The sequence below is a fragment of the Streptomyces sp. NPDC052225 genome, assembly GCF_040679615.1.
In the GTDB taxonomy this organism is placed as follows: Bacteria; Actinomycetota; Actinomycetes; order Streptomycetales; family Streptomycetaceae; genus Streptomyces.
Window position 1 is genome coordinate 204,373 of the sequence record NZ_JBFAVD010000012.1, and the last position, 12,545, is coordinate 216,917.

Annotated in this window: 11 protein-coding genes and 3 tRNA genes; 9 read left to right on the plus strand and 5 right to left on the minus strand. The window is 71.4% G+C overall.

Features of this window, described 5'->3' with window-relative positions; genetic code table 11:
- Positions 1 to 99 precede the first annotated feature (99 nt).
- The 3 genes from AB0L37_RS19900 to AB0L37_RS19910 all read left to right on the plus strand — a co-directional run bounded on the left by AB0L37_RS19900 (position 100) and on the right by AB0L37_RS19910 (position 3,200).
- Positions 100 to 477 carry a helix-turn-helix domain-containing protein gene (locus AB0L37_RS19900; RefSeq protein WP_365506731.1) on the plus strand — a complete coding sequence of 126 codons (378 nt, stop codon included), beginning with the start codon at positions 100 to 102 and terminating at the stop codon, positions 475 to 477.
- A 176-nt stretch (positions 478 to 653) separates the two neighbouring features.
- Positions 654 to 1,691 (plus strand): rod shape-determining protein, encoded by a 1,038-nt coding sequence (locus AB0L37_RS19905; RefSeq protein WP_365506734.1) that lies wholly within the window; start codon positions 654 to 656, stop codon positions 1,689 to 1,691.
- A 33-nt stretch (positions 1,692 to 1,724) separates the two neighbouring features.
- Positions 1,725 to 3,200: a GAF domain-containing protein gene (locus AB0L37_RS19910; protein WP_365506737.1), complete on the plus strand. Its 1,476-nt coding sequence runs from the start codon at positions 1,725 to 1,727 to the stop codon at positions 3,198 to 3,200.
- A 188-nt stretch (positions 3,201 to 3,388) separates the two neighbouring features.
- On the opposite strand, the gene AB0L37_RS19915 is transcribed toward AB0L37_RS19910, so the two are convergent.
- Positions 3,389 to 3,580 (minus strand): hypothetical protein, encoded by a 192-nt coding sequence (locus AB0L37_RS19915; protein WP_365506740.1) that lies wholly within the window; start codon positions 3,578 to 3,580, stop codon positions 3,389 to 3,391.
- Between the two features lie 35 nt (positions 3,581 to 3,615).
- Here AB0L37_RS19915 and AB0L37_RS19920 point away from each other — a divergent pair, with 35 nt between their 5' ends.
- Entirely contained in the window at positions 3,616 to 3,927 is a 312-nt protein-coding gene (locus tag AB0L37_RS19920) for a hypothetical protein (protein ID WP_365506743.1), read from the plus strand.
- Between the two features lie 36 nt (positions 3,928 to 3,963).
- The gene (locus tag AB0L37_RS19925; protein WP_365506746.1) at positions 3,964 to 4,818 is read left to right on the plus strand and encodes an aminoglycoside phosphotransferase family protein; all 855 of its coding nucleotides are present in this window, start codon (positions 3,964 to 3,966) and stop codon (positions 4,816 to 4,818) included.
- Positions 4,819 to 4,874: 56 nt separating this feature from the next.
- Here the strand turns inward: AB0L37_RS19925 and AB0L37_RS19930 are convergent.
- From AB0L37_RS19930 to AB0L37_RS19940, 3 genes are all read right to left on the minus strand, one after another.
- Positions 4,875 to 4,951, minus strand: a tRNA-Ile gene (locus AB0L37_RS19930).
- 175 nt (positions 4,952 to 5,126) lie between these two features.
- Positions 5,127 to 5,202: transfer RNA gene (locus AB0L37_RS19935), tRNA-Asn, on the minus strand.
- Positions 5,203 to 5,207: 5 nt separating this feature from the next.
- A tRNA-Asn gene (locus AB0L37_RS19940) sits at positions 5,208 to 5,280 on the minus strand.
- Between the two features lie 170 nt (positions 5,281 to 5,450).
- Between AB0L37_RS19940 and AB0L37_RS19945 the strand changes: the two genes are divergently transcribed.
- The 4 genes from AB0L37_RS19945 to AB0L37_RS19960 all read left to right on the plus strand — a co-directional run bounded on the left by AB0L37_RS19945 (position 5,451) and on the right by AB0L37_RS19960 (position 11,006).
- Positions 5,451 to 5,753: a YtxH domain-containing protein gene (locus AB0L37_RS19945; RefSeq protein WP_365506749.1), complete on the plus strand. Its 303-nt coding sequence runs from the start codon at positions 5,451 to 5,453 to the stop codon at positions 5,751 to 5,753.
- A gap of 39 nt (positions 5,754 to 5,792) precedes the next feature.
- Entirely contained in the window at positions 5,793 to 7,223 is a 1,431-nt protein-coding gene (locus AB0L37_RS19950; protein ID WP_365506752.1) for an FGGY family carbohydrate kinase, read from the plus strand.
- 115 nt (positions 7,224 to 7,338) lie between these two features.
- Positions 7,339 to 9,078: an ABC transporter ATP-binding protein gene (locus AB0L37_RS19955; protein WP_365506755.1), complete on the plus strand. Its 1,740-nt coding sequence runs from the start codon at positions 7,339 to 7,341 to the stop codon at positions 9,076 to 9,078.
- The gene (locus AB0L37_RS19960) at positions 9,078 to 11,006 is read left to right on the plus strand and encodes an ABC transporter ATP-binding protein (protein ID WP_365506757.1); all 1,929 of its coding nucleotides are present in this window, start codon (positions 9,078 to 9,080) and stop codon (positions 11,004 to 11,006) included. Before AB0L37_RS19955 ends, AB0L37_RS19960 begins: the two co-directional genes overlap by 1 nt.
- Positions 11,007 to 11,088: 82 nt before the next feature.
- Here the strand turns inward: AB0L37_RS19960 and AB0L37_RS19965 are convergent, their stop codons facing one another.
- A complete protein-coding gene (locus tag AB0L37_RS19965; RefSeq protein ID WP_365506760.1) occupies positions 11,089 to 12,384 on the minus strand; it encodes an RNA polymerase sigma factor in 1,296 nt (431 codons plus the stop codon).
- Positions 12,385 to 12,545: the final 161 nt, after the last annotated feature.

Genomic DNA, 12,545 nt, shown 5'->3' on the forward strand with positions numbered 1-12,545 from the left:
GTTACGAACCGTAAGTTGCCCCATGATGAGTGACTGAGCGAAGGCCTGCAAAAGGCACACAGATGTGCGTGAGGCACACAGGACTGTCGAGGAGACGGCGTGGAGGAGTACCACCACACCTGCATGATCAGGGGCGACGGCGGGCGGGCGATCCGCGCGATCCTGGACCGGATCTGCGACAAGTGGACGATGCTGATCGTGGCCACGCTCGACGGCGGCCGGATGCGGTTCACCGAACTCAAGGAGCACATCCCCGGCATCTCGCAGCGGATGCTCACCCTGACCCTGCGCAACCTCGAACGCGACGGTCTCGTCTCCCGCACCGCCTACGCGGAGGTGCCGCCCCGCGTCGAGTACGAACTCACCGCCCTGGGCAAGAGCCTCATCCCGCCCGCCCTGACGCTCGCGGGCTGGGCCATCGAGCACAACGGCGAGATCCTGGCCAGCAGGGAGACGTACGCCGCCCGCGAGAAGTGAGCCCCGGCCGCCGCGGCAGCGACCCGGGGCCCGGGTGGTCATCGGATTTTTCACCCGCTCGGCCCCGCCCCGCCCGGCCCATCCCAGCGCGCGCCCCGCGGACCCTGCCCGCACGATGCCAGGAGGACCGCGGACCCGTGGTCCGCCCACGGTCTGCGCTCTCGGGAGGATCTGCCATGACCGTCAGTCTGGAGCAGTTGCGCCGCTGCCACTTCGCCGTCGACCTGGGTGCCGCGCGCACCCGCGTCTACGTCAAGGGCGCCGGCCTCGTCGTCGACGAACCGAGCTGCGCGGCGGTCAACACCCGCACCGGCGCCCTGATCGCGGTCGGCGAGTTCGCGGAGAAGATGACGGGCCGCACGCCGTCCTACATCCGCGTCGTCCGGCCCGTCTCCGGCGGCACCGTCGTCGACATCGAGATGGCCCAGCGGATGCTGCGCCACCTGCTCGGCGAGAAGCTGCGCCGCACGCTGCGCCGCAAGCCCCGGCTGCGCGCGGCGGCCTGCACCCCGCACGACGCGGACCCGCTGGCGCAGCGCGCGGCCGTCGAGACACTGGTCGGCCTCGGCGCGCGCCGCGTCGAACTGGTCGACACCCTCATCGCGGCGGCCGTCGGCTGCGGCCTGCCCGTCGAGCAGCCCGAGGCGACGATGATCATCGTCTGCGGCGCGGCGACCACGCAGATCGCGGTCCTCTCCCTCGGCGCGATCGTCACGGCGGACCGGGTGCCGGTCGGCGGTGACGCCATCGACCACGCGGTCGTCCAGCACCTGCGCCAGCAGCACGAGTTGATGCTCCCTTCGCAGTCCGTACGCCCTTTGCAGCTCGCCCTGAGCGGCAACGGCCTCACCCCGCACGGCCCCGAGCAGACCGAGATCCACGGCCGCGACGTGGCGACGGGCCTGGCCCGCTCGGTGCACGTCGACACGTCCGCCGTGCGCCGCGCGATCCACACCCCGCTGACCGCCGTCCTCGACGGCATCGGCAAGGTGCTGCGCGACTGCCCGCCGGACCTGGTCGCCGACCTCGCGGACCGCGGCATCATGATGGTCGGCGGCAGCGCCCTGCTGCCCGGCCTCGACCAGATGCTGCGCGACGCGACGGGCATGCCGGTGCACATCGCCGAACGCCCCGACGTGTGCGCGGTGCAGGGCCTCGGCGCGATGATGGAGGGCCGGATCCAGCCGCTGGTCCTCGACCCGCTGGCCGGCTGACGACCGTACGAGAACGCGGGGGCACCCGGAACGATGAGCGCGACCGCACCCGCCCCGGGGCCCGGTGTCCCCGCCGGCCTCTCCGTCCTCCTGGAGGCCGTGCTCAGTGTCGGCACCGACCTCGAACTGCGGTCCGTGCTCCAGCACTTGGTGGACAGCGCCGCCGCGCTGACCGGCGCGGCGCACGGCGTCCTCGGCGTCTTCGACCCCGGGCACGGCACCGTGGTGGTCGAGGAGGTCACCACCGGCGAGGCGCAGCCGGTGCTCCCGCCGGACGAGGCCGCCGACGCCGTCGTGCACGAGCCGGACGTCCTCGCCGTCCCCATCCACGTACAGCAGACGGTCTTCGGGCGCCTGCGCCTGACCGGCAAGCGCTCCCCGGGCGGCTTCACCGACGACGACCTCGACCTGCTGCGGCTGCTCGCCACGCAGGCGGGCATCGCGATCGGCAACGCCCGCCTGTACGAGACCGCCAAGCAGCGCGAGCGCTGGATCGAGGGCGCGGCCGCGGTCACCACGGCGCTGCTCACCGGCCGCGCGGACGACGCCCTGACCGCGGTCGCCGAGCGGGCGCGGCTGCTCGCCGACGCGGCGGCCGGCGTCGTGTTGCAGCCGACGGAGGCGGGCGGCATGGAGATCGTCGCCGCGTCGACGACGGACGATCCGCACGGGCTGCTCGGTACGACGATCCAGCCCGGCAGCGCGGTCCTGGCCCAACTCCTCACCGGGGAACCGGTGTTCATCGAGGACTCGGCGACGGACCCCCGGATGACGACGGAGGTCCGCTCCCGGTTCGGGCCGAGCATGATGCTGCCCCTCCAGGCGGGCGGAAAGCTCATCGGCACGCTCGCCCTGCCGCGCTCGCGCGGCGCCCGCCCGTACACGTCGGTCGACCATCTCCTGGCCACCCAGTTCGCCTCGCAAGCGGCGCTCGCCCTTGTCCTCGCCGACGCGCAGGCGGGCCGCGAGCGCCTGGCCGTCTTCGAGGACCGCGACCGCATCGCCCGCGACCTGCACGACCTGGTCGTCCAGCGGCTCTTCGCGACGGGCATGATGCTGGAGTCGACGCAGCGCCGCACCCAGGTCGAGGACGTCCGCGAGGCGCTCGCCCACGCGGTGGACGAGCTGGAGTCGACGATCCAGGAGGTCCGCACCACGATCTTCGCGCTCCAGCAGCCGCCCGCCGACGCCCCGACGACGTTCCGCGGCAAGGTCCTGCGCGAGACGGCGGGCGCCGCCGCGATCCTCGGCTTCGCCCCCTCCGTCCACTTCCACGGCCCGGTCGACGCGACCCTCACCGACCAGGTCCAGGGCCACCTCCTCACGGCCCTGCGCCGCGCCCTCGCCACGGCGTCGCGCCGCTCCCCCCTCTCCCGTATCGACGTCACGGTCGACGCCGAGGCGACCCTGCCGGACGGCCGCCCCGGCGTCCGCCTGACGGTGTCGGACGACGGCGCCAGGGACGACGGCGCGGCCACGACGACGGTCACCTGGCAGTCCCCGCCCTGACCCGCGCCTGGCCGCACCGGGTGACACCGCGCCCCGGTCGTGATCGGCCGCCCCCGCCGGCGCCCCCTCCCGGGGACATGACAGCCATTCAGACCGGCGGATGACGGGGACCCGACGCCCACCACGGACGGACCTGCGCCGCCCTCGCGGCGACCGGCGGCGTACGACGCCCCGCGCGTCCCTGGTGCTCAGCCCACCGGCCCCGGCGGCGCCCCGGCGGACCGCGAGGAGATCGGCCTGGACGCGGTCCGCTCGCGCACCGCCCGCGTGATGACGTCGGCCGTGGACGCGCTGGACGGGCGGCTGATGTGGTCCGGCACCGCGGACGCCGCTGAAGGGCAGGACATCGTCGCCACGCTGGAGACCGGCTGCGACGACACGACCGGGGACGCGGTCCTCGGCGGCCAGTTCATCCGTGGTGGAGCCCGCCGGCCCCGCCGCCGCTCGGCGCCCCGTCTGCACGGGCACGAAGGGGCTCAACGTCATCGACGTCCTGGTCGCCGCCCTCGTCAGCGAGGCCCTCACCGACAGCGCCGCCAAGGTCCGCCTGCGCCTGGCGCACACGGCCCGGTGGCCGGCTGTCCGCCCGCCTCGACGCGGCGAGCCAGGGGCGGTCGCCGACCCGCGCGACAAGTACGGCGCCGACCTGGTGTCCGTCCTCGCGGGCGGCCGCACGGCGCACCCCACCGCGGTATTCCGTTGCGGCTGCACCCCCGACACGCCCTAGGCTGACCGGATTCCACCGCGGGAGGGGCGAACCACCTTGCAGGCACCGGAGTTCGCCCGGGCCAGGGCCGCGGCCCTGGCCACCGCCGCCGCCCTCGGCCTCCCCGCCGACGACGCGCTCGTCCTGCACGACTCGAACAAGCTGACGCTGCGTCTGCTGCCCTGCGACGTCGTGGCCCGCGTGGCACCGGCGGCGCACCGGATCGCCGGGTTCGAGACCGGCCTCGCCCTGCGCCTGGCCGAGGCCGGCTGCCCGGTGGCCGCACTCGACCCGCGGTCCGGGCCGCGCGTCCACGAGCGCGACGGTTTCGACATCACCCTGTGGACGTACTACGCACCGGCGGGCCCGGCCGCGCTCTCCCCGGCCGACTACGCCGCCGCGCTCCACCGCCTGCACACGGGCCTGCGCACCCTCGACGTCCCGGCACCGCACTTCACGGACCGCGTCGCGCAGGCCCGGCGCCTCCTTGCGGACCGCGACCGCACCCCGGCCCTCGCCGACGCGGACCGGGAGCTGCTCGGTGACACCCTGCGCGAACTGAGCCGGACGGTCGCCGAGCACGGCGGCGCGGAGCAACTGCTGCACGGCGAACCGCACCCGGGCAATCTCCTCGCCACGCGGAGCGGCCCGCGCTTCATCGACTTCGAGACGTGCTGCCGGGGCCCGGTCGTCTTCGACGTCGCCCACGCGCCGGAAGAGGTCGGTGCGCGCTATCCGGCCATCGACCGGGACGTGCTGCGCGCGTGCCGGATCCTCGTCCTCGCGATGGTCACCACCTGGCGCTGGGACCGGGACGATCACCTGCCCGACGGGCAGCGCCTGGGCACGGAGTGGCTGGCGCGGATCCGGGATGCCGCCCATGGAGTGACAAATGACCCGCCACTGTTTTAGTGACGGGCCATCAGGTTACGTACAGGCAGGTCAGAACGATTCTGCTCTACCAACCTTGGTGGGGCGGGTGGGACTCGAACCCACGGCCGACGGATTATGAGTCCGCTGCTCTAACCGGCTGAGCTACCGCCCCGTCACGGCGTGGCGCGTACAAGTGTGCGCGCCGTCTGCCGCAGCATAGCCGCTCATACGATCTCCTGCCTCGGATGGTTCGGCTCTGCACGACCTTGAGGACTCCGCAGGTACGCGCACGGTTCCACCCGGCACGAAAAAGCCCCCCGGCGTGTTCACCGAGGGGGCTTGTTCGATGGCTCTCCCGACTGGACTCGAACCAGTAACCTGCCGGTTAACAGCCGGCTGCTCTGCCAATTGAGCTACAGGAGACCGAGCTCCCCCGACTGGACTCGAACCAGTAACCTGCCGGTTAACAGCCGGCTGCTCTGCCAATTGAGCTACAGGGGAATGTCTCGTTGCTTCGAACGTACCTACCTGGGTACTTGCCAGGCGGCGTGCGCTCGCTGCGACACATACATTAGCGCAAGCAGGGGGGTGCTCCGCCAATCGGTATCCCCCCTGCGATCACCGAGCCTGTCAGGAACGACGTCGAACCTCGCTACGGAAGGGTGGCCGACATGCGCTACCGGCTCACATTCATCGCCGGTCTGGCCCTGGGATACGTGCTGGGGACGCGGGCCGGGCGCGAGCGGTACGAGAAGTTGAAGAAGACCGCACGCGAGATCTCCCAGAACCCGACCGTGCGCAACACCGCCGAGTCCGCCGCGCAGCAGACGCGGGTCTACGCCGGCAAGGCGTTCCACTCGGTGAGCGAGAAGGTCGAGGGCAAGGTCCCGGACTCGGTGGCCGACCGCGTCCGGTCGCTGCGGGACCGCGGCGGCAGGGCCGAGGACGACGACTGGGGCACCAGCAACACGTAGCGGTACGGGAGTGGCGCGCGGTACGGCAGAATTTCAGGCATGGGGATAGTCGCCGGGCTGGACAGTTCGCCCGATTTCACGCGCATTGTCGTTTGTGACGCGGACACCGGGGCGGTGCTCCGGCAGGGGTACGCCCCGCATCCGCTGGAGACCGCCGAAGGGGGCGGTCGGCCCTCCGACGTGGATCCCCAGGCCTGGCTGCTCTCGCTCGGCGAGGCCGCGGGCGGCGGGCTGCTCGAAGGCGTGCAGGCCATCGGCGTCTCGGCGCAGCAGAACGCGCTGGTGCCGATGGACTCCCAGGGCAACACCGTGCGCCCCGCCCTGGTGGGCGGCGACAAGCGGGCGCAGGTGGCCGCCGCGGATCTGATCGACCGGCTCGGCTCGCGCGAGGCGTGGGCCGAGGCCGTCGGGAGCGTGCCGCAGGCAGCCCTGCCGATCGCGAAGCTGCGCTGGCTCGCGCGGGCCGAGCCGGAGAACGCCCAGCGGGTGGGCCTGCTCATGCAGGCCCACGACTGGCTGGTGTGGCAGCTGCTCGGGCGCCCCGCGCGCCGGACCACCGACCGGGGCGGCGCCTCGGGCACCGGGTACTGGTCGGCGGCGAGCGGTGCGTGGCGGCCCGACCTCGTGGAGCTGGCGCTCGGGCAGCAGGCGGTCCTGCCGGAGGTGCTCGGTCCCGGCGACGCCGCGGGGACGACCCCGGAGGGGCTGATCATCTCGGCCGGTACCGGGGAGACCATGGCCGCCGCCTTCGGGCTCGGGGTGCAGGCCGGGGACGCCGTGGTGTCGCTCGGGGCCTCCGGTTCCGTGATGGCCGTGCACCATGAGGCGCTGGTCGACTCCAGTGGCGCCATTACGTCGCTCGCCGACGCGACCGGCATGCATCTGCCGGTGGTGCATACGTTGAACGCGGTGCGGGCGCTGCGCGGGACCGCGGAGATGCTCGGTCTCGACGGAGGGCCCGAGGAACTGTCGGACCTCGCCATGAAGTCGACGCCGGGCGCCCACGGACTCGTACTCCTGCCGTATCTGGAGGGCGAGAAGACGCCGAATCTGCCGCACACCGCCGGGACGCTGAGCGGGCTGCGGCGGGAGTCCATGAAGCCCGAGCATCTGGCGCGGGCCGCCTTCGAGGGCATGCTGTGCGGGCTCGCGGACGCGCTGGACGTGCTGCGCGGGCGGGGGGTGCAGGTGCGGCGGGTGTTCCTGCTCGGGGCGGCGGCCGAGCTGCACGCCGTGCAGGCCGCGGCGCCGATGCTGTTCGGCACGCAGGTCGTGGTGCCGCAGCCCGCGGACTACGCGGCGATCGGTGCGGCGCGGCAGGCCGCGTGGGCGCTGAGCGGGCAGCTGCCGATGTGGCAGGGCGCGGCCACGCAGGTCTTCGAGCCGGGCGAGGAGCTGCCCGTCGGACAGGCGGTGCGCCAGCAGTACCGGGCGGTGCGGGAGCAGATCCACCCGGGCGCGTTCGCGTGAACGCCCCCGGCGGTCTTTGAACGCTCTTGGGTTAATCGGTTGAGGTAACACGGGTGGAGTGTCCGACGATAGGGGTCAGTGCCGTCTTCCACCGCCGACCACCGAGAGACCGAGCGTGCTCATACGACTCCTGCGGACCCATCTCCGCCCGTACAAGAAACCCATCGGGCTACTGGTGCTGCTGCAGTTTCTGCAGACCTGCGCCGCGCTGTACCTGCCCACTCTGAACGCGGACATCATTGACAACGGTGTCGTCAACGGCGACACCGGCTACATCCTGAGCTTCGGCGCCCTGATGCTGGGCGTCACCGTCGTCCAGGTCGTCTGCAACACCGGCGCCGTCTACTTCGGCGCCCGCACCGCCGCCGCCCTCGGGCGGGACATGCGCTCCGGGGTCTTCGACCGGGTGCAGTCCTTCTCGGCGCGCGAGGTCGGCCACTTCGGGGCGCCGTCGCTGATCACCCGGACCACGAACGACGTGCAGCAGGTCCAGATGCTGGTGCTCATGGGCTTCACGCTCATGGTGTCGGCGCCGATCATGTGCGTCGGCGGTGTGGTCATGGCCCTCGGGCTCGACGTGCCGCTGTCGGGCGTGCTGCTCGCCGTGCTGCCCGTGATGGCGGTCGTGCTCTCGCTGATCATCCGCAAGATGCGCCCGCTGTTCCGGTCCATGCAGGTCAAGCTGGACACCGTGAACCGGGTGCTGCGCGAGCAGATCACCGGCAACCGGGTCATCCGCGCCTTCGTGCGCGACGACTTCGAGAAGGACCGGTTCGGCCGGGCCAACTGGGATCTGACGGAGACGTCACTGGCCACCGGCCGGATCATGGCGCTGATGTTCCCGTTCGTCATGACGATCGTGAACGTCGCGTCCATCGCCGTCGTCTGGTTCGGTGCGCACCGGATCAACAGCGGCGGCATGCAGATCGGTGACCTGACCGCGTTCCTCGCGTATCTGATGCAGATCGTGATGAGCGTGATGATGGCCACCTTCATGTTCATGCAGGTGCCGCGCGCCGAGGTGTGCGCCGAGCGCATCCAGGAGGTCCTCGCGACCGAGTCGAGCGTCGTGCCGCCGGCCCCCGAGGCCTCCGTACGGGAACTGCGGCGGCGCGGGCACCTGGAGATCCGGGGCGCCGACTTCGGCTACCCGGGTGCCGAGGAGCCCGTCCTGCGCGGCGTCGACCTGATCGCGCTGCCCGGCGAGACCACGGCGGTCATCGGCTCGACCGGCAGCGGCAAGTCCACGCTGCTCGGACTCGTACCGCGGCTGTACGACACCACGGCGGGCGTCGTCTACGTCGACGGCGAGGACGTCCGCGGGATCGACCCGACCCTGATGGCGAAGACCGTCGGACTCGTACCGCAGAAGCCGTACCTCTTCTCGGGGACCGTGGCCTCGAACCTGCGGTACGGGCGTCCCGACGCGAGCGACGAGGAGCTGTGGCACGCGCTGGAGGTGGCGCAGGCGAAGGACTTCGTCAGCAAGCTGGAGGGCGGCCTGGAAGCGCCGATCACGCAGGGCGGCACCAACGTCTCCGGTGGTCAGCGCCAGCGGCTCGCCATCGCGCGCACGCTCGTCCAGCGTCCTGAGATCTATCTCTTCGACGACTCGTTCTCCGCGCTCGACTACGCCACCGACGCGGCGCTGCGCCGTGCGCTCGGCGCCGAGACGGCCGAGTCGACCGTGGTGATCGTGGCCCAGCGGGTCGCGACCATCCGCGACGCCGACCGGATCATCGTGCTCGACGAGGGCCGGGTGGTCGGCACCGGGCGGCATCACGAGCTGATGGCCGAAAACGAGACGTACCGGGAGATCGTCCTGTCCCAGCTGACGGAAGCGGAGGCCGCCTGATGAGTGGGCCGATGGCGGCGCGGATGGCGGCCGGTGGGCCCGGTTCGCGCTCGATGGACTTCAAGGGGTCGGGCAAGCGACTCCTGAAGCGGCTCGCGGCGCATCGCGCGTCGGTGGTCGGTGTGCTGGTCGCGGTGGTGATCAGCGTGGGGCTCTCGGTCGTCGGGCCGAAGATCCTCGGGCACGCCACCGACCTGCTGTTCGGCGGGATCGTCGGCGGGCAGATGCCGGCCGGGCAGACCAAGGAGCAGGTCATCGAGGGCCTGCGGGCCAAGGGTGACGGCGGCATGGCCGACATGCTCGGCGGCGTCGACTTCACACCCGGGCAGGGCGTGGACTTCGGGGCGATCGGCGAGGTGCTGCTGCTCGCGCTCGCCGTGTTCGCCGTGGCGGGTGTGTCCATGATGATCGGCACGCGGCTCGCCAACCGGGCGATCAACCTGGCCGTGTCCAAGCTCCGCGGCGACATGCAGGCGAAGCTCCAGCGCCTTCCGCTGTCGTACTACGACAAGCAGAAGCGCGGCGAGGTGCTGAGCCGGGCGACGAACGACATCGACAACATCGGGCAGACGCTCCAGCAGACGATGGGGCAGATGCTCAACTCGCTGCTGACCATCGTCGGCGTCCTCGTGATGATGTTCTGGATCTCGTGGCTGCTCGCCCTGGTCGCGCTCGTGACGGTGCCGCTGTCGGTGCTCGTCGCGGCGAAGGTCGGCAAGCGCTCGCAGCCGCAGTTCGTGCAGCAGTGGAAGACCACGGGGGTGCTGAACGCGCACGTCGAGGAGATGTACACCGGCCACAACCTGGTGAAGGTGTTCGGGCGGCAGGAGGAGTCGGCCGCGCAGTTCGCCGAGCAGAACGAGGCGCTCTACCAGGCGTCGTTCAAGGCGCAGTTCAACAGCGGCATCATGCAGCCGCTGATGTTCTTCATCTCCAACCTGAACTATGTGCTGGTCGCTGTGGTCGGTGGGCTGAGGGTGGCCAGTGGGTCGCTCTCCATCGGTGACGTGCAGGCGTTCATCCAGTACTCGCGGCAGTTCTCCATGCCGCTGACGCAGGTCGCCTCGATGGCGAACCTGGTGCAGTCGGGTGTCGCGTCCGCCGAGCGGATCTTCGAACTCCTCGACGCGGAGGAGCAGTCGGCGGATCCGGTGCCGGGCGCGAAGCCGGAGAACCTGCGCGGGCACGTCGAGTTCGAGCACGTCGCCTTCCGCTACGAGAAGGACAAGCCGCTCATCGAGGACCTGTCGCTGACGGCGGACCCCGGGCACACCGTCGCGATCGTCGGGCCGACGGGCGCGGGCAAGACCACGCTGGTCAACCTGCTGCTGCGGTTCTACGACGTCACCGGCGGGCGGATCACGCTCGACGGGGTCGACATCGCCACGATGTCGCGCGACGAGCTGCGGGCCGGGATCGGCATGGTGCTCCAGGACACCTGGCTGTTCGGCGGGACCATCGCGGAGAACATCGCCTACGGCGCGGCGAAGGACGTGTCGCGGGAGGAGATCGAGCAGGCGGCGCGGGCCGCGCATGCGGATCGCTTCATCCGTACGCTGCCCGACGGGTACGACACGGTGATCGATGACGAGGGGACCGGGGTGAGCGCCGGTGAGAAGCAGCTCATCACCATCGCCCGGGCCTTCTTGTCGGATCCCGTGATTCTCGTGCTTGACGAGGCGACCAGTTCCGTGGATACGCGGACCGAGGTTCTCATTCAGAAGGCCATGGCCCGGCTCGCCGCCGGGCGGACGTCGTTCGTCATCGCGCACCGTCTGTCGACGATCCGCGATGCCGACACGATTCTGGTCATGGAGGACGGGGCGATCGTGGAGCAGGGCTCGCACGACGCGCTCGTCTCCGCCGGTGGGGCGTATCAGCGGCTGTACGAGGCCCAGTTCGCTCAGGCTGTCGCCGAGGTCGACTAGGCGCCGTCGGGCGTGGGGTTCTGTTGTCGGGTGCCGGTCGTATGTGGCTGGTCGCGCAGTTCCCCGCGCCCCTCACGGGGCTTCAGTCCAGGTAGCCCCGCAGTTGGTCCGCGAAAGCGTGGTCCCTGAGTTTGTTCAGGGTTTTGGACTCGATCTGGCGGATGCGTTCGCGGGTCACTCCGAAGATGCGGCCGATCTCCTCCAGCGTGCGGGGGCGGCCGTCGGCGAGGCCGTAGCGGAGCTGGACGACCTTGCGTTCGCGTTCGCCGAGGGTCGAGAGGACCGCCTCCAGGTGTTCCCTGAGCAGCAGGAACGCCGCCGATTCGACCGGGCTCGTCGCGTCGCCGTCCTCGATGAGGTCGCCGAGTGCCACGTCGTCCTCCTCGCCCACGGGGGCGTGCAGGGAGACGGGTTCCTGGGCCAGGCGCAGGACTTCGCTGACGCGCTCGTGCGGGAGGTCGAGGTGGGCGGCGACCTCTTCCGGGGTGGGTTCGTAGCCGCGCTCCTGGAGCATGCGGCGCTGGACGCGGACGACGCGGTTGATGAGCTCGACGACGTGGACCGGGACGCGGATGGTGCGGGCCTGGTCGGCGAGGGCGCGGCTCATGGCCTGGCGGATCCACCAGGTCGCGTACGTCGAGAACTTGTAGCCGCGGGCGTAGTCGAACTTCTCGACGGCGCGGATCAGGCCGAGGTTTCCCTCCTGGACCAGGTCGAGCATGGTCAGGCCGCGGCCCACGTACCGCTTGGCCACGGAGACCACGAGGCGCAGGTTCGCCTCGATGAGGCGGCGCTTGGCCATCCGGCCCATGACGACCAGTTTGTCGAGGTCGAGGGCGAGTTGGGAGTCCAGGTCGGGGGTGCTGGCGAGCTTCTCCTCGGCGAACAGGCCCGCTTCGACGCTCCGTGCGAGCTCCACCTCGTCCGCGGCGGTGAGCAGCGGGATGCGGCCGATCTCGCGCAGGTACTGGCGGAACAGGTCGGACGAGGGGCCGCTGGTGTCGGCGCGGGCGCCGCGGACCGGTTCGGGGGGCTCGACGGGCTCGCTGTGTTCCGGGGCCGGCGGCTCGTCCGGCGCTTCGGGCTCGGCGGCCTCCGCCTCCGGGTGGTGGGTGGCACGGCTCTGGGGCGGAACCGTGGTGAGGACGTCGCTGTCCGCCGCGGCTTCGGGATCGGCGAGGGCCTGCGCTGTGCTGTCGCTCTGACTGAGGGTCTGGGTCTGCACGGGGGCGACCTCCAAGGTGATCGCTTCTGAGGCGTGCGGCCGGGGGGCGTCAGCGGCGGCCTCGCCGCTGTCCGTCCCGTACACGATGAGCGGAACCGCGGGGGTGTCGGACCCGTTGTCCGGGCTCCGGCCGCGCTCCGAGGACTCAGGCACCGCAACCCAGTGTGGAGTACGACACAGTGCCGCCACGAGGGGCGTGCGTTGACTTTTTGAGTCCGGTGCGTGACCGCGCGGTTACCGTGATGTACGAGTGCCCGCCCTGCCCCGACCGATACGGATACAAACAGCGCGTGAATGTGCGGTCGGGCGCGCGC